The 20,499-nt window shown below is 65.7% G+C and carries 16 protein-coding genes; 6 read left to right on the top strand and 10 right to left on the bottom strand.

Features of this window, described 5'->3' with window-relative positions; genetic code table 11:
- Nucleotides 1–9: 9 nt before the first annotated feature.
- From AC1DNC_RS00285 to AC1DNC_RS00250, 8 genes are all read right to left on the bottom strand, one after another.
- On the bottom strand, nt 10–888 hold the full coding sequence (locus AC1DNC_RS00285; protein WP_476860586.1) for a shikimate dehydrogenase: 879 nt from the start codon (nt 886–888) through the stop codon (nt 10–12).
- A complete protein-coding gene (gene mltG / locus AC1DNC_RS00280) occupies nt 885–2,591 on the bottom strand; it encodes an endolytic transglycosylase MltG (RefSeq protein ID WP_476860585.1) in 1,707 nt (568 codons plus the stop codon). The genes AC1DNC_RS00285 and mltG overlap by 4 nt, the downstream gene beginning before the upstream one ends.
- Nucleotides 2,572–3,189: a Holliday junction resolvase RuvX gene (gene ruvX, locus AC1DNC_RS00275; RefSeq protein WP_476860584.1), complete on the bottom strand. Its 618-nt coding sequence runs from the start codon at nt 3,187–3,189 to the stop codon at nt 2,572–2,574. Before ruvX ends, mltG begins: the two co-directional genes overlap by 20 nt.
- A 15-nt stretch (nt 3,190–3,204) precedes the next feature.
- The gene (alaS, locus tag AC1DNC_RS00270; protein ID WP_476860583.1) at nt 3,205–5,883 is read right to left on the bottom strand and encodes an alanine--tRNA ligase; all 2,679 of its coding nucleotides are present in this window, start codon (nt 5,881–5,883) and stop codon (nt 3,205–3,207) included.
- 182 nt (nt 5,884–6,065) lie between these two features.
- Nucleotides 6,066–6,320 (bottom strand): hypothetical protein, encoded by a 255-nt coding sequence (locus AC1DNC_RS00265; RefSeq protein WP_476860582.1) that lies wholly within the window; start codon nt 6,318–6,320, stop codon nt 6,066–6,068.
- Nucleotides 6,321–6,342: 22 nt separating this feature from the next.
- The gene (locus tag AC1DNC_RS00260) at nt 6,343–6,717 is read right to left on the bottom strand and encodes a DUF948 domain-containing protein (RefSeq protein ID WP_476860581.1); all 375 of its coding nucleotides are present in this window, start codon (nt 6,715–6,717) and stop codon (nt 6,343–6,345) included.
- A gap of 146 nt (nt 6,718–6,863) precedes the next feature.
- The gene (gene rpsD / locus AC1DNC_RS00255) at nt 6,864–7,490 is read right to left on the bottom strand and encodes a 30S ribosomal protein S4 (protein WP_476860580.1); all 627 of its coding nucleotides are present in this window, start codon (nt 7,488–7,490) and stop codon (nt 6,864–6,866) included.
- 229 nt (nt 7,491–7,719) lie between these two features.
- Nucleotides 7,720–9,171 carry a replication-associated recombination protein A gene (locus AC1DNC_RS00250; protein WP_476860579.1) on the bottom strand — a complete coding sequence of 484 codons (1,452 nt, stop codon included), beginning with the start codon at nt 9,169–9,171 and terminating at the stop codon, nt 7,720–7,722.
- 77 nt (nt 9,172–9,248) lie between these two features.
- On the opposite strand from AC1DNC_RS00250, the gene AC1DNC_RS00245 reads away from it, so the two are divergent.
- The 6 genes from AC1DNC_RS00245 to AC1DNC_RS00220 all read left to right on the top strand — a co-directional run bounded on the left by AC1DNC_RS00245 (nt 9,249) and on the right by AC1DNC_RS00220 (nt 17,606).
- Nucleotides 9,249–9,899 carry an acVLRF1 family peptidyl-tRNA hydrolase gene (locus AC1DNC_RS00245; RefSeq protein ID WP_476860578.1) on the top strand — a complete coding sequence of 217 codons (651 nt, stop codon included), beginning with the start codon at nt 9,249–9,251 and terminating at the stop codon, nt 9,897–9,899.
- Nucleotides 9,900–10,238: 339 nt separating this feature from the next.
- On the top strand, nt 10,239–12,752 hold the full coding sequence (locus AC1DNC_RS00240; RefSeq protein WP_476860577.1) for a galactose oxidase-like domain-containing protein: 2,514 nt from the start codon (nt 10,239–10,241) through the stop codon (nt 12,750–12,752).
- Nucleotides 12,749–13,465, top strand: a complete 717-nt coding sequence (locus AC1DNC_RS00235) for a hypothetical protein (protein WP_476860576.1) — start codon at nt 12,749–12,751, stop codon at nt 13,463–13,465. The genes AC1DNC_RS00240 and AC1DNC_RS00235 overlap by 4 nt, the downstream gene beginning before the upstream one ends.
- A gap of 65 nt (nt 13,466–13,530) precedes the next feature.
- Complete coding sequence (locus AC1DNC_RS00230) at nt 13,531–14,817, top strand: glycosyltransferase (protein ID WP_476860575.1); 1,287 nt, start codon at nt 13,531–13,533, stop codon at nt 14,815–14,817.
- A 205-nt stretch (nt 14,818–15,022) separates the two neighbouring features.
- Complete coding sequence (locus AC1DNC_RS00225) at nt 15,023–16,480, top strand: ArnT family glycosyltransferase (protein WP_476860574.1); 1,458 nt, start codon at nt 15,023–15,025, stop codon at nt 16,478–16,480.
- 25 nt (nt 16,481–16,505) lie between these two features.
- On the top strand, nt 16,506–17,606 hold the full coding sequence (locus tag AC1DNC_RS00220) for a glycosyltransferase (protein ID WP_476860573.1): 1,101 nt from the start codon (nt 16,506–16,508) through the stop codon (nt 17,604–17,606).
- 144 nt (nt 17,607–17,750) lie between these two features.
- Here the strand turns inward: AC1DNC_RS00220 and AC1DNC_RS00215 are convergent, their stop codons facing one another.
- Nucleotides 17,751–18,539, bottom strand: coding sequence for a GNAT family N-acetyltransferase (locus tag AC1DNC_RS00215; protein ID WP_476860572.1), 789 nt, complete (start codon nt 18,537–18,539; stop codon nt 17,751–17,753).
- A gap of 87 nt (nt 18,540–18,626) precedes the next feature.
- The gene (gene aspS, locus AC1DNC_RS00210; RefSeq protein ID WP_476860571.1) at nt 18,627–20,408 is read right to left on the bottom strand and encodes an aspartate--tRNA ligase; all 1,782 of its coding nucleotides are present in this window, start codon (nt 20,406–20,408) and stop codon (nt 18,627–18,629) included.
- Nucleotides 20,409–20,499: the final 91 nt, after the last annotated feature.

The raw sequence follows: 20,499 nt of genomic DNA, 5'->3' as shown, positions 1-20,499 counted from the left end.
GCGAGGCACTTAGAACACCCGTCGGGGTGCCCCGACTGCGTCACACATCACATCTATGACTTCAGCGGGCACGGCGCCCTCCAGGCCGGTGAAATGTCGAACCTGCTCGACCGCCTGGTACAGCAGCATTTCGAGGCCGGGGACCACTCGTCCGCCCGCGTCCGTCCAGGCCGCGGCGAGCCGGCTGGGCCAGGGGTCGTAAGCGACGTCGAGCAGCACACCCCTGGCGTGAGCGCCGTGCCGGGCCAGTTCTGCCGCCAGTTCCCCCGCCAAGCCGTCCGCGGCCCGCGGCGGCAAGGTGGAGATCACGACGTCGGCTGCTGCCATCGCAGGCGCTGCTGCGTTCAGCGGCAGCACCTCAAGCGGGAGACCTACGGCATCGACCGCGGCCCGGGCTTCGACGGCACGGCCGACGTCCCGTACGTAGACGGCCGCGGACGGCGCTCCGAGTTCCTTCAGGGCGGCGATGGCTGCTGCTGCTGTCCCGCCGCCACCGAGGACGACGGCGGAGGGTTCTGCGGCCGCGCCGGCGTACCGGAGGGCGTTGACGATCCCGGCGACGTCAGTGTTGTAGCCCACCAGGCGGGGGCCGCGCGCCGCGTCCCCGGGCTCGAATGCCACCGTGTTGATGACGCCCAGCTGCCGGGCGATGCCGCGGATCTCGTCCACCTCGGCAGCCATGGCGGCCTTGAGCGGCATCGTCACGGACAACCCGCGCCACCGTTCGTCGCCGCGGACGCCGGCCATGAAGGCCGCAAGGGCATCCTCGGTGACGTCGACGGCGTCGTAGTCCATCTCAATGCCGAGTCTTGCGTAGGCGGCGCGATGCAGGGCCGGTGACTTCGAATGGCTGATGGGATGCCCGAGGACGGCGGCCCGCAGTGTCACACGCAACGTCCGGGGTTGGCCTCGCACCAGGCGTTGTACTTGGCCACGTAGCCGTTGTGCTCGGCCAGGGTCTTGGAGAACTTGGTTTCCTTGGTGTCCAGGTTGATCGTGACCCAGTAGAGGTAGTCGTTCTTCTTCGGCTTGGCCGCTGCGTCGATGGCCCGCTTGCCCGGCGAACCGATCGGGCCGGCCGGGAGGCCTGTATTGGCGTAGGTATTGTACTTGTTCGACTTATCGGCCTTCTGGGCCTCGTCGATGTGGAAGCTCCGGATGCCCAGCCCGTAGGTCACCGTGGCGTCGGACTGGATCAGCCCGTTCGTCTCGGTGTTGTTGGGCTTGAGCCGGTTGTAGATGGCGCCGGCGACGTCTCCGTATTCGGCCTGGCCGCCTTCGGCCTGCACGATGCTTGCGACCGTCAGCACGTCGTACTGCTTGGCCGGGTCCGTCACGCCTTGGGCCTTCAGTTCCTCGAGGGTGCTGCCGACCAGTTTCTGCAGCACGTCCTTGCCGGAGGTGCCGAGCGGGAAACGGTATTCACCCGGGAAGAGGAATCCTTCAAGGTTCTTGGCCTTGGACGGCACGCCGAACTGCTTCGGGGAGTCGCTGAGGGCCTTGAGTTCGCCGACCGGGATCCCGGTGCCTTCGGAGATGGACTGCAGCGATTCGTTGATCCTCATGCCGGCGCTCAGCGCGAAGTACATGACCTTTTCCTGGCCCTTGTTCAACAGCACGTTCACGGCGTCCGCGTTGTTCATTTCGTTGCGCATCGTGAAGGTTCCGGGGCTCAGGGCGCCGCCCGCGGCGACGAACTGCTTGACGAAAGTGTCGGCGTTCGCAATCACCTTCTTGGATTCCATCTCGGCTGCAACGGACCGGGGTCCGGCGCCAGGCGGAACAGTGATGGTCACCGAGCCGGTCCCCGGACCCGGGTAGTCAGCGAGCTTGTCGCCACCAAGCAATGGCTTGATGAACTGAGCTCCGACGACGATCGCGACCACGAAGACGGCAAGCGTCAGGACGAGTGCCAGGAAGCGGCGGCGCCGTCGGACCTTCTTCGAGGGACCCTTGGTGGTGGGAATACGGGGGGCGCCAGCCATCAGGTCGTGGCCGGGCTCGTCGTCGTAGACGTGGTGGGCCTCATCATCGGGGTGGTCCGAGTAGGCCGGGTGGACTTCCGCCTCGTGATGAAGGCTGTGGCCATACTGCAAGGCGTCAGCGCGGCGGAGAGTCTCCTCGCGGGACATCCCGCCAGCGTATTCGTGCACCGGCTCGTCGTGGAGGGGTGCGTCATGGAGGGGAGCTTCGTCGATGGGCTCGTCGTGAACGGGCTCGTCCGGCTGGAACGCCGCATGCTCTGGCTGCTGGTACCCCTCCGCTGCGGGGACGGGCTCCTCGTGCTCGGGTTCCTGGTGCACGGGTTCAGCTGCCGGGACCTCGTCCAGCGGCTCGTGAACGGTCGGCGCGGCGTCCGGGAGCTCCTGGGCGCCGGCGGAGGACTGCCGGGGTGCTTCAGCCGGGGCCGAGGCGTCGGCTTGCGGCGCAGCCGGAGCCTCCCGTCCGGTCTCGAAGGCCTGGGGCGGGATGACGTCGTGACCCTGAGTGGCCAGGAACTTCTCCTGTGCCCTGATTTCTTTGCGCGTCAGCGGACGGCCGGCGCCGCCGTCGGCAACACCAGAGGAGTCGTCATTGTTGACCGGGCTCACTGTAGCCTTCCATTTTGGGCAGAATGCGTTGTGCAGAATGCGTGTGTACTTCCGGGACGGGCAGAGCGCCGTCGCCGGGTGGCCCCGGTTGGAGGTCGTCCGCGCTAACGCGGCTTCCTACATCCGTTCCCCTGGCCTTTTGCATATCGATCGCATGTTGCAGGATACCTGCGGCCGCGACCTGATCAACTACTTTACGATGGTCCCTGCTGCTCATGCCAGCTTGGTGCAGCTCGCGGTGGGCTGTCACCGTGCTCAGTCGCTCGTCGATCAGCCTCACCGGCAGGCAAGATCCGGCCTCCGATAGTTTACTGACCAGTAGCTTCGCATATTCGGTGGCCATTCGGGCGGAAGCGTGCTCCTCGCCCTTCATGGTCCGTGGCAGGCCCACAAAAATTTCGACAGCACCGAGCTCCACGGCAAGGTTGGCGAGGATCCGGACGTCGGTGTTCTTCTTCACGTTCCGGGTCAGCGTCCGCAGCGGCGTGGCCAGGATGCCGTCGCGGTCGCATACCGCGACGCCCACCCGAACGGTGCCGACGTCTACCCCGAGTTTCACGCCCTGGGGGTAGACGCCGGGCACGGCTGCTTCAGTCATTCAGGGTCCCGGGGGTCAGCGCTTGGTGATGGCGTCCACGACCGCGGTCAGGGCAGCGCCGACCTTGGCAGCGTCGGTGCCGCCGCCCTGGGCAACGTCGTCCTTGCCGCCACCGCCGCCGCCGAGGATACCCGCGGCGAGACGCACCAGCGCACCGGCCTTGACGCCGGCGGACCGGGCTGCCTCGTTGGTGGCGATCAGGATGACCGGGCGGTCATTGCTGACGCCGGCGACCGCGACGGCGGCCGGCTCGGAGCCGAGGCGGGTGCGAAGGTCCAGGGCGAGGCCGCGAAGGTCGTCGGCTCCGCTGACCTGGCCGGCGTCGTGCGCGATGACCTTGACCCCGGCAGCGTCCCTGGCAGTGCCCACCAACTGGGCGGCGGCGGCCGTGAGCTGTTCCTTGCGCAGCCGCTCAAGTTCCTTCTCGGCCGTCTTCAGCTTGCTCAGCGTGCTGGCGATGCGTTCGGTGAGCAGGCCGGAGGGAACCTTCAGCATTTCGGTGAGTTCGGTCACCAGGGCGCGTTCAGCGGCGAGGTGCCGGAACGCGTCCATGCCGACGAAGGCCTCCACGCGGCGGTTTCCCGAACCGACGGACTGTTCGCCCAGCAGCGACAGGCTGCCGATCAGCGAAGTGTTCGAAACGTGCGTGCCGCCGCAGAGCTCACGGGACCAGGCGCCGTCGATCTCGACGACGCGGACCTCGTTGCCGTAGTTCTCGCCGAACAGCGCCATGGCGCCGAGGGCCTTCGCCTCGGCAAGGCCCATGACCTTGGTCTGAACCTGGAAGTTGTTCCGGATGGCGATGTTGGAGACTTCCTCGATTTCGGAGCGCGTGGCGGCGCTCAGGCCTTCACCCCAGGCGAAGTCGAAGCGGAGGTAGCCGGCCTTGTTGAAGGAGCCGCGCTGCAGCGCCTCCGGCCCAAGGATCTGGTGCAGCGCCGCGTGCACAATGTGCGTGCCGGTGTGCGCCTGCTCGGCGGCGTGCCGGCGTTCCCGGTCGACGGCGGCGAGGACCTGTGAGTCGGCACCGATTTCGCCTTCGCGGACGATTGCCTTGTGCACGCTCAGGCCCTTGATCGGCCGCTGCACGTCCAGGACCTCGACGACGAAGCCGTCGCCGGTGATGAGGCCGGTATCGGCGGCCTGGCCGCCGGCTTCGGCGTAGAACGGGGTCTCGGCGAGGACGAGTTCGATTTCCTCGCCGGTGGACGCCTGCGAGACCTTGCGGCCGCCGGCAAGGATGCCGCGGACTTTGGACTCGCCGGCGAGTTCGGTGTAGCCGGTGAAGACGGTCTCACCGCCGGCCAGCAGTTCCTGGAAAGCGGACAGGTCGGCGTGGGCGCCCTTCTTGCCCTTGGCATCCGCCTGGGCGCGCTGGCGCTGTTCGAGCATGAGCTTGCGGAACTCGGGCTCGTCGACCTTGAGCCCGGCTTCCTCGGCCATTTCCAGGGTGAGGTCGATCGGGAAGCCGTAGGTGTCGTGCAGGGCGAAGGCGTCGGCGCCGGAGAGCGGCTGTCCGGCGGCCTTGGATTCCTTCACGGCGTCCTCAAGGCGGGCGGTGCCGGAAGCGATGGTGCGCAGGAACGCCTTCTCCTCGGCGTAAGCAATCCGGCTGATCCGGTCGAAGTCGGTCTCCACGATCGGGTAGACACCCTTCATGGCGTCCCGGGACGCGGGCAGCAGCTCGGGCAGGCAGGCCTTTTCGACGCCGAGAAGCCGCATTGAACGCACGGCGCGGCGGATCAGGCGGCGCAGCACGTAGCCCCGGCCTTCGTTTGAGGGGGTGACGCCGTCGGCGATCAGCATCAGGGCCGAACGGATGTGGTCGGCGACGACGCGCATCCGGACGTCGTCCGTGTGGTGCGGGTCTTCCGGGGTCTCGGCGGAGGTGTATTCCTTGCCGGAGAGCGCGGCGGCCTTATCGATCACCGGGCGGACCTGGTCCGTCTCGTACATGTTCTCGACGCCCTGCAGGATCATCGCAAGGCGCTCCATGCCGAGGCCGGTATCGATGTTCTTCTTCGGCAGTTCGCCGGTGATGTCAAAGTCCACCTTGGAGCGCACGTTGTCGATCTGGTACTGCATGAACACGAGGTTCCAGATCTCGATGTAACGGGTCTCGTCGGCCAGCGGGCCGCCCTCGATGCCGTAGGCGGGGCCGCGGTCGTAGTAGATCTCGGAGCACGGGCCTGCGGGGCCGGGCTGGCCGGTGGACCAGTAGTTGTCCGCCTTGCCCATCCGCTGGATCCGCGCGGCCGGAACGCCGGTGTTCTTCAGCCAAAGCTCTTTGGCCTCGTCATCTTCTTCGTAGACGGTGACCCAGAGGCGCTCAGGCGGCAGGCCATAGCCGCCGTCGTCGACGCTCGTGGTAAGCAGTTCCCAGGCAAACTTGATGGCGTCTTCCTTGAAGTAATCGCCAAAGGAGAAGTTGCCGCACATCTGGAAGAAGGTGCCGTGCCGGGCAGTCTTGCCGACTTCCTCGATGTCGCCGGTGCGGATGCACTTCTGCACGCTGGTGGCACGGGAGTAAGGGGCTTCCTCGCGCGCGGTCAGGTACGGGATGAACGGCACCATGCCGGCAACCGTGAACAGCAGGGACGGGTCGCTGGAGACCAAGGAGGCGGAAGGCACCGCCGTGTGGCCCTTGCTGACAAAAAAGTCGATCCAGCGCTTGGTGATCTCCTGCGACTTCATAACCTGGTTACTTACCCTTCAATATGCACTACGTCGTTGGTTCCGGCCGGATTCTTGCCAGCGGTACTCACGGCGGAGTAGACGGCAGACACCTTGCTGCCGGTCTTTCGGAACACTCTGATGTGCCGGCCTGGTTCCGGCAGGCGCCCCGCGGGGCACCCTTGTTTCTAATTCTCTCCCGGCTAACGCCGGACCGCATCCCGACCGGCGATGGCGCCGTCAGCGGCTCCATCGACCCCAAGCGCGGTGCGGAGCTCGGTTTCCCGCTCCCGCATGCCTACTCGGACGGCGTCGGCGAAATCGTAGACGCCGTCGGCGAGCCGGCCGACGGCCCGGTTGAGGCCTTCCGGTCCGAGGGTGGACTGCGCCTCGGTGAGCTTACGGAAGGCGATGACGCCAATCGCGACGCCGATACCCATCCAAATGATTCTGTTCATGTCAGGTCCTCTCAGGGTTGGGTCAGCGGCTGCGGCGGCCGGAAGTGGGCTTCTTGCGCGCCGAGAACGCGGACCGCACGCCGTAGCTGAAGGCGGCAACCTTGATCAACGGCGAACCGACCGTCGCGGCGACCAGCGAGGACAAGGCCGAGATGTTGGCGGAGGCGTCGGAGACGTTGGAGGCGATCCCGTCGACCTTCTTCAGCTGCTGGTTGGTGGTGGAGACGGTGGCGGTGACCTCGTCCATGAGCGGGGTGGCGCCGTCGCTGATCGACCGGATGCTGCTGCGCACCTCGTCGAAGACTCCCCCGAGCTTGAGGATCGGCACGGCGAGCAGCAGGACCAGCAGTGCAAACACACCGGCCGCGATCAGGCCGGCAATATCGCCACCAGACATAGATGTTCATCTCCTTGAAACTACGTGGATTCCTGCGTCGACCTCCGCTGCCGGACACGGCAGGCGGAGAACTCCCCCAAGTACCTTACATACAAAGAAGCCCGTGGCGCTTGCCACGGGCTTCTTCGTAAGGTGTCGCGTTGGATCTAGCGTGCGTAGAATTCCACGACGAGCTGCTCTTCGCAGGTCACGGGGATCTCGGAGCGCTTCGGGCGACGGACCAGGCGGGCCTGCAGGGCGTCAAGCTTGACGTCCAGGTAGGCCGGAACCATCGGCAGGACATCGCGGTGCGCGCCGGCTGCTGCCACCTGGAAGGGAGGCATGGTCTCGCTGCGGCTGTGGACGTGGACCAGCTGGCCCTCACCGACGCGGAAAGACGGGCGGTCAACGCGGATGCCGTCGACGAGGATGTGGCGGTGCACAACCATCTGGCGGGCCTGGGCGATGGTGCGGGCGAAGCCTGCACGCAGCACGAGGGCGTCGAGACGCATTTCGAGCAGTTCGATCAGGTTTTCACCGGTCAGGCCCTTGGTGCGGCGCGCTTCTTCGAAGGCACGGGTCATCTGGGCTTCGCGGATGCCGTACTGGGCGCGCAGACGCTGCTTTTCGCGCAGACGTACGGCGTAGTCGGAGTCCTGCTTCTTGCGGGCACGGCCATGCTCACCGGGGCCGTACGGGCGGCGCTCCATGTACTTGGCGGCCTTGGGGGTCAGAGCGATGCCGAGTGCACGCGAGAGGCGTGCGGTACGGCGAGCACGAGTGTTGTTAGCCACTTGTGTCCTTCCAATATCTGCGGTGTGTCAGTGTTACTGGCCTCCACGATGGAGAGCATCGGCCAACCGCTGCCTTTTGCTACTGGGCACAGGGCAAACCCATCAAATCAGCATGAACTGCCGAAAACTGGTGGATTGTGCGTCCGTGCCTTGCCAGACAACGAACCATCCTACCATGGCGATCCCTGGCGCCTGCTTGCCGCTGCTACCCCCCTACTTGCCCCGGGCCCTACTTGCCCCGGATGATCTTCCGCAGCCGCTCCAGCCGGGTGGAGATGTCCCGTTCTGCGCCGTTGGCCGTGGGTTCGTAGTAGTTCCGGCCCACGAGGTCGTCCGGCGGATACTGCTGCTTGGCCACCGCATGCGGCGCGTCGTGGGCATACTTGTAGCCCTTGCCGTGGCCGAGCTGCTTGGATCCCGGGTAGTGCGCGTCCCGCAGGTGGGCCGGGATGCCGTTCCCGAGGCCGGCACGGACGTCGGCGATCGCCTGGTTGATGCCCATGTAGGCCGCGTTGGACTTCGGGGCGGTGGCGAGGTGGACGACTGCCTCGGCCAGGATGATGCGCCCCTCGGGCATGCCGATCAGCTGCACCGCCTGGGCTGCGGCCACCGCTGTCTGCAAGGCGGTGGGGTCGGCCATGCCAACGTCTTCGGCCGCGGAGATCACGATCCGGCGGGCCACAAAGCGGGGGTCCTCCCCCGCCTCCAGCATCCTGGCCAGGTAGTGCAGCGCCGCGTCGACGTCGGATCCCCGGATGGACTTGATGAACGCGCTGGCCACGTCGTAGTGCTGGTCGCCGGCACGGTCGTAGCGCACCGAGGCGACGTCGAGCGCCCGTTCGGTGTGTTTGAGTTCGATTTTGACGGGAGCCTCACCGGCGCCGTCGGCTGCTTGAACGCCGTCGGCGTCGTCTGCGTCTCCGAAGGCGACGCCGGCCGCCGCCTCCAAGGCTGTCAGCGCCCGGCGCGCGTCCCCGCCAGATAGCCGGACCAGGTGGGCGAGGGCTTCCCCATCGAGCTCCACCTTGCCGTTCAGGCCCCGCGGATCCTCGGCGGCCCGCCGCAGCAGACCTTCGACGTCGGCGTCGGTAAGCGGCTTGAGCGTCAGCAGCAGCGAACGGGACAGCAGCGGCGACACCACGGAGAAGGACGGGTTCTCGGTGGTGGCCGCGACCAGGACCACCCAGCGGTTCTCGACCCCGGGCAGCAGGGCGTCCTGCTGGGCCTTGTTGAATCGGTGAATCTCGTCCAGGAACAGCACCGTCGTCGTTTTGTAAAGGTCCCGCGCGGTGAGGGCCTCGTCCATGACGCGCCGGACGTCTTTCACACCGGCGGTGATGGCGGAGAGCTCAACGAACTTCCGGCCCGGGCCCTTGGCGATGACGTGCGCCAAGGTGGTCTTGCCGGTGCCCGGCGGTCCCCAGAGAATAAGGGAGCTCGGCCCGGCCGGCCCGGTGGCGTCGCTGCCGGCCGCGAGCTGCCGGAGCGGTGATCCCTGGCCCAGGAGGTGCTGCTGGCCCACGACATCGTCCAGGCTGCGCGGCCGCATCCGGACTGCCAGTGGGCTTCGCGGTGCGGAACGGGTCGGGGCGGCGTTCAGGGAGCTGCCGCCGGGCTCTTCGACGTCAACGTCGTCGTTAGCGGACGCGTTGTCCTGCCCTGAGCCAAAGAGATCATCCACATAGATAGGCTACTTCTAGTTCCCGGGCCGCCCTGACACGGCAGCCGCCCCTGCTACCCCCGACGGAGATCCCCGCCATGGCCAGCCCCGACACCCGTGTGGCGTTCGTCTCCGGTGACCGGCTGCCCGGCTGGGTGGAGCGCTTCAAGGCGAGCCATGGAGAGTCGCGGGAAGAACCGGAGGAGTCCGGGCTGCGGCTGTTGGCGGCCGACGGCGCCACGGCCCTGCTGCTGCCACCCTGGCCGGACGGCGGGCGCCCGGGGCGCGGCGGCGATTCCGTCGCCCGGCTGGCGTCCCTGGCATCGCAGCCGCGTCGGCTCGGCCTGGTCCTGGTGCGGCGCGGCGGCTATTCGGTAGCGGTGGTGTCCGAGGGGCAGATCCTTGCATCCAAGACCGGGACCCGGCATGTGCAGTCCCGCACGGCGGCCGGAGGCTGGTCCCAGCAGCGCTTTGCCCGGCGCCGCGCCAACCAGGCGGACGCCCTGGTGGAGGCCGTCGCCGAGCACGCCGCAAGGATTTTCGCGGACCAAAGCGTCGAATACCTCGCCCCGGGCGGGGACCGTTCCCTGGCAGAGCAAGTACTCGCCGAACCCGTGCTCAAGGGTTACGCGGCGCATCTCCGGCTCCCGTTCCTGGACGTTCCGGATCCGCGGGCGGCAGTGCTAAAGAAAGCCGCGGCCGACGCGTGTGCAGTGCGGATACTGGTCACGGACCCGCCTGCGTCCTAGGTGGATCTGCTGACGGCGCCTTGCGCTGGCCGGCCGGCTGCTGCCGGCACGATGGCTAGCTGCAGCCCATTGGCTGCCCTATTGCAACCGGGTAATTAGTCGGAGCAAAAACGGCCACCTGAGTACACGGCCAGTTAAGAGCCGAACGAAATCAAGTAACACTTACTGGTTTCCGCAAACATTGCGCCCCCATAGACTCATGCGCATTCACGGTCAAACAAAACAAAAGCTAATGGGGGACCTCAATGAGCAGTTTTGGCCAGCCGGCATTGCGAGCCCGACTTCAAATTCGACTTTCCTTGGCGTTCGTCGGCACCTATTTCGCCCAGGTTTGAGATCGTGAATAAGCAGCAACGGATCGTCACGAAACTTTTGGTCGTTATGACGCTCCTAATTCCACCGAACCTGTTTGCCGGCTCCGTCGCACTGGCGGCCGACGCGGTGAATCTTGTACAGAACCCGTCCCTTGAAGAGGGCGCGGCGGACGCCACGTGCTTCGAGCGCTCCGGCTGGGGCACGGAAGGGAGCTGGAGCTTCGTCGACGGCCGGCTGGGCGGGCGGGCGCTCTCAGTCACCCTCCAAGGCTATTCGGCGGGAGACCGCAAGCTGCTTCAGGCGGAAAGCACCCAGTGCGCACCGGCGGTGCTCGCGGGCCACAGCTATGCCATGAAGATTTGGTACAAGTCCACGGCGCCCGTGTCCCTCACCATGTTCCGGCACTCCAGCCAGGGCTGGAGCTACTGGGGCGACGTCCAGCAGCAGGCTCCGGCCGGTGACTGGAGCCTGGCCGCAGCCTCCACACCCGTGATCCCGGAGGGAACGGACCTAATAAGTTTTGGTCTTTCGCTCGGAACGGACGGAACCCTGACAACAGACGATTATTCCCTGACCGACATCCCGGCACCCACCCAGAGCACGGGTCAACTGATAATCAACGGAGACCTGGCAAATAGTGGCGCGATGCCCGATTGTTTTATGTTGGCAGGGTGGGGAGACAGGCAAATTTCCCATTCATTATCAAATGACGTTCCTGTGAATACACCCGCCGGCGGGCAGTCGTTTGTTATTAATGCAACGTCCTACCAGTCCGGTGACGCAAAACTGCTTCAGTCGGATGCCCCCGGGTGCGCACCGGCCGTAACGCCCGGCGAACAATATGACATCCAGGTCGACTACAAGTCCACCGCGGCAGACCCTTCCGGGCTGACGGTCTTCAGCCATACAGCCAGCGGCTGGCAGTACTGGACGGACCTTAAGTCGCTCCCGCCCGTGGCTTCCTGGACGACCGGGCAGGCCCGGACGCCGGCGATACCCAACGGCGTCGACCGAATTTCATTTGGCGTCTCCCTCGCCGGCAACGGCTCATTGTCGACGACCAACTACTCGATGATCAAATACGACGCATCAGGACCAAACCCGGTGGGAGGTCCGGACACCATCGGTTCGTGGGAAACCCTTTCCTCGCAGATGCCAGTGCGGGCGCTCCACTCAACGCTGCTCCACGACGGACGCCTGCTGCTCATCGCGGGGTCGGGCAATGACGAGACCAATTTCAACGCCGGCTCGTTCCGGGCGGTGGTCTGGACCCCCGGCACCAACGAGTTCAAGGACATCCCGGTGCCGTACGACATGTTTTGTGCCGGGCACGTGACCCTGCCGGACGGCAAGGTCCTGCTGGCTGGCGGCACGCAAGCGTTTCCGACCGCCAATGTCGGGCCGACAACCTTCCAGGGCTCCAAGAAGAGCTACTACTTCGACCCCGCGGACGACAGTTTTCACCAGCTTGCTGACATGGCCGGGGCGCACTGGTATCCCTCGCTGACGAAGCTCGGGAACGGCGACATCTGGTCTGCGGGCGGACTCGATGAGAAAGCCCAGGGCACCGTTCTCACCGAGATGTTCAACACCTCGGCGATGAAATGGCTGCCGCAAAACCAGGTTCCCCAGACCTGGAGTTTCTGGGGCACCTACCCGCACATGTATCTCCTGGAGAACGGCAGGATGTTCTATTCGGGAGGCCATACGTTCGGCAACGGGCTACCCGGGACAGGCGCCTCACTCTACGACTGGCCGACGGCGCAAATATGGGACGTGCCCGGGCTGCGGCAGAAGGATCTCAGGGACCAAGCCGGGTCGGTCTTCGTCGGTCCGGCGCAGGACCAGAAGATCATGATCGTCGGCGGCGGCAACGCCGACGGCAATACGCCGGCCATAAACCTCGTTGACATCATCGACTTGAAGCAGCCCAGTCCCCATTACGTCCCGGGCCCTGATCTCCCGGGCCCCGGCAAGATGTACGTCAACGTCCTGAATCTTCCGGACCGTTCCGTGCTGGCGGCCAACGGCGCGCAGTTGAATCGTTCCGGGAATATCCAAACGGCAGCCATCTATACTCCCTCGACCAACTCGTGGAAGGCTGTGGCCGCAGACCCGGTGGGCCGTAACTACCATTCGACGTCCATCCTCCTGCCGGACGGCAGGGTGGCTGTCATGGGATCCAACCCCTTGGACAATTCCTTCGAAACAAGGATCTCGGTTTACAGTCCGCCGTACCTGTTCAAGGGCACCCGGCCCACGATTACGACGGCACCGAGCCGCGTCACCTACGGACAGAACATACAGCTCGGTGTGACAGGCGACGTCACGGCAGCCTCCCTCATTCCGCCGATGTCCCAGACGCATCAGACCGACACCAACGCGCGCGTCGTCGATCTGCCACTGGCTGGAACGGGGACAAGCCGCACTGCGCAGGTCCCCAGCAATCCCAATCTCTTGCCGCCCGGGCCGTACATGCTCTCCGTCCTGTCCTCCGACGGAATTCCTAGTGTTGCAAGCTGGGTGTGGGTCTCATGACGCGGCGCCAGGAAACCCCGGCACGGGAAGGTCGTGTCATCCTCGCCCTGGCAGTGGCCGGACTGGCGGCGGCAGCCGCCCTGACCTGGAGCGGGATGGCTGCCCTGGACACAGTCAGGGGCGTCACCACTGGATCCCCGGGGGTTCAGGTGTCACCGGCTGCGATGGCCGCCCATGCGTCCGATGCCGCTGCGCCGGCAAATTCAGTTTCCGATCACGCCACCACACACGCCTCGGGCACCGCCGCAACGAACGCGGCGGTCCCGAAGCATCAGCCCCTTGCCAACCGCCCCGCCGGGCCGAAGGCTTCCCCCGGATCCGGCAACGCACCCGAGGTCTCCTTGACCGAAGCCGGCCGGGGAGCGTCCGGTGCGGCTGCTTCCAAGCTGAAGGGTGGAAATTCCACCGGCCTTAAGCGACGGGGCGCCGTGGACCCGACGACGGTGCTGTCGGACAGGGGTCCGTCCTTGGGCGGATGCCTCCCGCAATACGGCGCCGCCGGGCAGTGCCTTCCCGTCGTCCCGCCGAGCCTGAGCCAGCACCTAAAGGAGATGAAAGACGCCGGACTCGATCCCGGATCGATGCCGCACGTTTGGACCTGCACGGAGGTCCGCACCTACTTCAAGAACGGAATTATCGTCCGCCAAAGCGGAGTCGATCCGCAGAAGCTTGACGCGAATGCAGACGGGATTGCCTGCGGTCCCGCCGACTAGCAATCCCGACCAACACCACCCCTCCCCCGCGTTCCCGGCGTTAAACAAACTCATTGGAGCACTAGATGTCTGCTACTTTGCTGGCCAGCGCCATCGTCATCGTCCTCGCAGTTGCCCTCTTCGCCATCGCCATGTCCACCCTCTACTTGAACACCTACGCCTGGTGGGACCCCAAGACGCAGGTCAGGACCTCCTACTCGGGCCTCCAGTCGACGGAGGGACATTCCTTTTCGCTCATCATGCCCTGCAGGAAGGAACGCGAAGATGTAATGCGCGCCACGCTGGCGGCGCTCCTGGCACAGACCCATTCCCGCAAGGAAGTCATCATCTCGGTAGGTCATGACGACACCGAAACTACCGAGATCGCGCACCGAATCGCCAGGGAGTTTCCTGGCTTCGTTCGGGTCAGCGTCGACGCGAGCGAGAGGAAAAACAAGCCGCGGCAGCTCAACAAGGCGCTGTCGATGTGCCGGAACAGCGTGGTCGGCGTCTTTGACGCGGAGTCGATCGCTGCCGAAGAGCTGCTGGCGCACATCGATAGCGTGTTCACGACAAAGAACGCCGACGTCGTCCAGGGTGCGGTCCAGCTGATCAACTACAGGGACACGTGGTATTCGCTGCGGAACTGCCTGGAGTACTTCACGTGGTTCCGGTCCCGGCTGCACGCCCACTCCCGGCAAGGGTTCATACCGCTCGGCGGCAACACGGTGTTCATCAAGCGTGAGTTGCTCGCTGAGGTCGGCGGATGGGACGGCGCCTGCCTTGCCGAGGACTGCGATCTCGGTGTGCGCCTGTCCACGCTCCGCCGAAAGATCGTTGTGGCATACGCCCCGCAACTGGTTACGCGCGAGGAAACGCCCGACAGCCTTGCCGGGCTGATCCGTCAGCGCACGCGGTGGTCGCTGGGCTTCATGCAGGTGTTCGCAAAGGGCGATTGGAAGAGCCTGCCCTCCCGGCGGATGCGGACGATTGCCTGGTGGACGCTGATGCAGCAGCATTTCATCGCCCTGGCCGGTGCTTGTATTCCGGTCGCAATCGCAGCGGCAATCTGGGGCAAGTTCCCCCTCGTGGTTACCCTGATCACTTTCCTGCCGCTGATACCCACGCTCGTCACCGTCGCGTTCGACGTGTGCATGCTTCACGAATTTGGCCGCGACCACAAGTTCTCCATCGGCTGGTACGACTACTTCCGGCTTATCGTCGGCACACCCTTCTACCAAATCGTTCTCGCCTTCTCAGCCATAAGGGCCCTGCTCAAATTCCTGCGCCGCGACTTTGCCTGGGAAAAGACAGACCACTCCGGCTCCCATTTGGCCTATCTGGAGAGCGGGGCCGAACTCGCCCAGCCATAAAACCGCCAGCTCTTCGTAGACCGCCCGGGAGGTAGTCATGTCAACTACTGAGCTAGACCCTGACCTTCACGTTCCGGCCGTGTCCGGCCGCAAGGTCCTAAAGAGCCCAAAACTAGCCAAACACCGCGGCCCGGGACACGGAGCACCGTTCAAACTGGGGAACCTTCACAAATCGGACAAGATAGCGCTTATCGGACTCACCTTCATGTCGGCCGTCCTCAGCCTCTGGAACCTCGATGGAGCGCCAAGCTACCAGGACGATGAAGGCACCTACACCTCCCAGGCGTTCGCCGTGCACTCCGGAACCCTTGCCCCCTATACCTACTGGTACGACCACCCCCCACTGGGCTGGATCCAGCTGGCGGCGCTCAACTGGCTGCCAAGCCTCCTGCGCCTCGGCGACGGCACGGCCATCGGCGCCACCCGGTACGTGATATCCGCCTACTTCGTCGCCAGCGCGGTACTGCTCTACATGGTCGCCCGGCGTATGCGAGTGCGCACTCCATTCGCCGCGTTGTCGACAGTGCTCTTCATCCTGTCTCCGTTATCCCTCGTTCTCGGGCGCCAGATCTACTTGGATAATATCGGCGTACCCTGGCTCCTTCTGGCCTTCTACCTCGCGTTGTCCTCGCGGGACGCGCTGTGGCACCACGTCGGCGCCGGCATATGTTTCGCCATCGCCGTGCTCTCCAAGGAAACCCTGTCCATCTTCGGCCCCGCCCTGTTGCTCGCCCTGCTCTACCGGCCCAAATGGAGCAACCGGTCCTTTTCGGTCGTGGGTTTCCTCGCCGCCGGTGGCCTGCTGCTGGCTTTTTACCCGCTCTCGGCGCTGCTTCGGAACGAGCTCTTCTCCGGACCGGACCACGTGTCCCTCCAGGATGCCCTGGCGTACCAGTTCCTGAACCGTTCCGGGTCGGGCACCATTTTCCAGGCCGGCTCAAGCCGCGCCGAGCTGTTGGCCGGCTGGCTCTATTTCGACAAATACCTCATTGGCGCCGGACTGATTGCCGCCGTCGTTTGCCTGCTGCGCCGGCAGAGCCGGTTCCTGTTCATAGCCGTGGCCACGTTCGCCACGCCTGTGCTTCTGGGCCAGGGCTACCTGCCGGCGATGTACATCATCGGCGTGATTCCATTCCTGGCGCTGGCCTGCGGTACTGCCGTCGACATCTCGTGGAACGGAATGGAACGGCTCGCACGCCAATCTCCCCAGCGCTTGGCACCGCTGAGGACCGGGTTCATCACGGTCCTGTCGGCATTGTTGCTGCTGATGTCGCTGCCGCAGTGGTTCGAGCAGGATCGGACCCTGCTCACCGCTCAGACCAACTCCAACTGGCGGAGCACCATGCAGTGGGTCCAGTCCAACATCTCCAGGAACGACGTCGTCCTGGCCCCCTATTCCATGTGGCATGACCTCGATTCGAGCGGCTGGAACGACGCGTGGACCATGATCGCCACGGAAAAGCCCGATCTGGATAAGCAGTTCGAAATTGAGCGACCCGGCGGTTGGCGGGAAATCCAGTGGATCATCGTCGGCCCCTCGGTCACTGCCAACATCGATTCCCTTGGGCTGAGCCGCGTGAAGACAGCACTGGAAAACTCCGAACAGGTGCAGTCGTTCGGAGAGTGGAGCATTCACCGCATTGTGCCCCCGCCGTCGCGCTAAGACGCAGAGCATTAGGACAGCAGCCATGAAACTTTCTGTCATCATTCCCACGCGCAACGAAGCGCCAAACGTCCGGCAACTGATCCGGCGGGCCGCGGAGGCCTGCAGCTGCATTGAGGCAGAACTGGTGTTCGTCGACGACTCAACGGATGACACGCCGGCGGTCATCGAGGCTGCCGCCGCAGCCGAGCAGCTGCCCGTGAGGGTGATCCACCGTAAGGTGCCGGCCGGCGGCCTGAGCGGGGCTGTGGTGGCAGGTGTGCGCTCCAGCGAGGCCGAGTTTTGCATGGTGATGAGTGGGGACCTTCAGCATCCGCCGGAGCTCATCCCGGACCTGCTCACTGCGCTTGAGGGAAAGACCGCGGACGTCGTGGTCGCCTCGCGTTATTCCGCCAGCGGCAGCGGTACCCAGTCGACGGCGACCTGGCACCGCCGCGCCGTCTCCGCCGGTGCCACGCGCGTCACGCAATCGCTGTTTCCTGTGCGGTTGCGGGGCTGTTCGGATCCCATGACCGGATTTTTTGGGGTTCGGCGGGCCGCCATCGACTGCAGCAGCATGCGTCCCAGCGGATTCAAGATCCTGCTGGAAATCCTGGTCCGGCACAAACTTTCGTTGTCCGAGGTTCCGTTCACCCTTGGGTCAAGGACGGCGGGGAGATCCAAGGCGAGCATCGCCCAGGGCCTGCGTTTCCTCAGGCAGCTCGGCGAACTGCGAGTTGGCACGGCTGCGCTCTTTGCCGCCGTGGGCGCCATCGGAGCCGTGCTGAATCTTTTGATCATGGCGCTCCTGCTCTCCCTCGGAACGCATTTCGTCGTCGCAGCAGCCGTGGCCGCCGAGCTGACGATTGTCTCGAATTTCCTCATGCAGGAGAACATCGTGTTCGGCACCTTGGCGGAGAAGTCCAAGGGTATTTCCACCCGCTTCGCGCAGTCGTTCTGCTTCAACAATCTTGAGGCTCTGGTCCGGCTGCCGGTCCTGATGCTCGCGGTCAACATCCTTCAAATCGACCCCGTGCTCGCGCAGGCGTCGACGCTTCTTGCGGCGTTCGTGGTGAGGTACCTGTACCACTCACGAATCGTGTACTCCACCGATCCCGGTGTCACTGCCGCCGCCGGCCCGGGCTAGGTCCTGTCCGGCCGCCGGGACCGTCTCCTCCGCCATTTCGACGGTTTCGTGCCCATTCGATGCTGCGCTACGTCTAGCGCGCAGGGAACCGTCTAAACGGCGGGACGGGCGGGGCAGGCAGGCGGGGTCGTTGGCGGGAAGGCGTCAGCAGCCGGTCAGGTGCCGCTTCGGCCGTTCCTGCCGGTAAAGGTAGCGGCCCGATTCCTCGAAGCCTGCCTTGGCGTAGAGCTCCTGCGCGCCGGCGTTGGCCTTCGTAACGAGCAGCCAGTACCCGTCAAGGCCCAGGCGCAGCCCCTCACCAAGCAACGCCTGCAACACCCGTCCGGCGTGGCCACGCCTGCGCGCATCGGGGCGGGTCGCCATGCAGTACAGCCCGCCCCACCGCGGACCACCGGGTTCCGCTTCGGGCAGCGCAAGGCGCCCGACGGCGGCGGGGGCGCCGTTGTCGTCCCGGACGAGGGCGTACAGCGAGTGGCAGCGGGTCAGAATCCCGCGGGCGACGTCGAGTTCGGCCGGCCCACCGCGGCCGTCGACGCTCCACCACAGTTGCAGCCACTCTGCCGAGGGCTCCGTGGCGATCTCGACGCCACGGCCGGAGCCGGGAACGGAGCTGCGGGCGTCCCGGACCAGGATGAGGGTTTCCGATTGCCGGGTGAAGCCCTCCGCGTCGAGCAGGGTGTTGAGCGGCGCGGACCGCGGGTCGTCGAAGACCTGGAAGATCAGCGGCTGGCGCCGGACGCGGTACCAGAGCCGGGCGTCCCGGAGCGCGGCGGACAGTGCGGGACCGTCCACTCCCGGCTCGCGGGGCCAGACCGAGTTGGCCCGCTGCGTCACTCCCGAGGCAGCCCGGAGGACCCAGCCACCGGACTCCTCGCGTTCGGGGGCAGCCCAGGCGGCGTCCATCAACGTTTCCACTCCGGGTGCTGCTGCCATGTCTGTGACCTCCGCAAGGTGATTGTCCGTCGGCACAGCAACGGCCCCCCGGTTGCCCGGGGAGCCGTTGCCGCAGATCATGCCGGGCTACTTGGCGCCGTCGTCCTTCTTAGCCTCCGGCTTGAAGTCGACGCCGGCTTCCTTGCGCTGCTGCGCCGTGATGGGTGCAGGCGCCTGGGTCAGCGGGTCGTAGCCGCCGCCGGACTTCGGGAACGCGATGACGTCGCGGATGGAGTCAACGCCGGCGAGCAGCGAGACGACGCGGTCCCAGCCGAAGGCGATGCCGCCGTGCGGGGGCGCGCCGAACTTGAAGCCCTCGAGCAGGAAGCCGAACTTCTCCTGGGCGTCCTCGTGCGAAAGGCCCATCACCTTGAAGACGCGCTCCTGGACGTCGCCCTGGTGGATACGGATGGAGCCGCCGCCGATTTCGTTGCCGTTGCAGACGATGTCGTAGGCGTAGGCCAAGGCGGTTTCCGGGTCCGTGTCGAAGCTGTCCATGAACTCCGGCTTGGGCGAGGTGAAGGCGTGGTGCACGGCCGTCCACTTGCCGCCGCCGACCGCGACGTCGCCGGAGGCGACCGCTGCGGCTGCCGGTTCGAACATCGGCGCGTCGACAACCCAGCAGAAAGCCCAGTCGCTCGGGTTGATCAGGCCGGTGCGGTGGCCGATCTCGACGCGAGCGGCGCCGAGCAGCGCCCGGGACGGGGTCTTCTCGCCGGCGGCGAAGAAGATGCAGTCGCCCGGCTTGGCGCCCACGGCGTCGGCGAGGCCGGCACGTTCGGTCTCGGTCAGGTTCTTGGCCACGGGGCCGGCCAGCTCGCCGTCTTCCTTGAACAGCACGTAGGCGAGGCCCTTTGCCCCGCGCTGCTTGGCCCATTCCTGCCAGGCATCGAGGGCGCGGCGGGCCTGCGAGGCGCCGCCCGGCATGACGACGGCACCGACGTAGGGAGCCTTGAAGACGCCGAAGTTGGTGTCCTTGAAGAATTCGGTGAGCTCGGTGAGCTCCAGGCCGAAGCGCAGGTCCGGCTTGTCAGAGCCGTAGCGGGCCATCGCGTCGTTGTAGGTGATGCGCTGGATGGGCGTCGGGATCTCGACGTCGATCAGCTTCCACAGCGCCTTCACGATGCTTTCGCCGAGGTTGATGATGTCATCCTGCTCGACGAAGCTGGCTTCGATGTCGAGCTGGGTGAATTCCGGCTGGCGGTCCGCGCGGAAGTCCTCATCGCGGTAGCAACGGGCGATCTGGTAGTACTTCTCGAAGCCGCCGACCTGCAGGAGCTGCTTGAAGAGCTGCGGCGACTGCGGCAGGGCGTACCAGGAACCCGGCGCGAGACGGGCGGGGACAACGAAGTCGCGGGCGCCTTCCGGCGTCGAACGCGTCAGCGTGGGCGTCTCGATCTCGACGTAACCGTCCTGGTGCAGCAGTTCGCGGGCCACCCGGTTGGCTTCGGAGCGCAGGCGCAGGTTGCGGGCGGGGCCGGGGCGGCGCAGATCCAGGTAGCGGTGCTTGAGGCGTGCTTCTTCGCCCACTTCGACGTGCTCGTCGATCTGGAACGGCAGCGGGTCGGAGGTGTTGAGGATGGTGACCTTCTCGGCCATGACCTCGATCTCGCCGGTGGACAGCGCCGGGTTCTCGTTGCCCTCGGGCCGCTTGGAAACCGTGCCGATCACCTGCAGCACAAACTCGTTGCGGAGGCCGTGGAAGACCTCTTCCTCGCGGACGACCACCTGGGCGACGCCCGAAGCGTCGCGCAGGTCCACGAATGCGACACCACCGTGGTCACGACGCCGGCCGACCCAGCCGGCGAGGGTTACGGTTTTTCCAATGTGCTCGGAGCGAAGGGATCCGAGGTCGTGTGTGCGCAGCACAGCTCGCCTTTCAGAAGGAAAACAGGGTGGTGTTAAATGGGACCGCTACGGGAACGGTCCCGTTCGAGTTTACCCGCTGGAAAGGCCACCC

Source organism: Arthrobacter sp. 01N442, from assembly GCF_056399345.1.
This window is presented reverse-complemented; position numbering and strand designations above follow the sequence as displayed.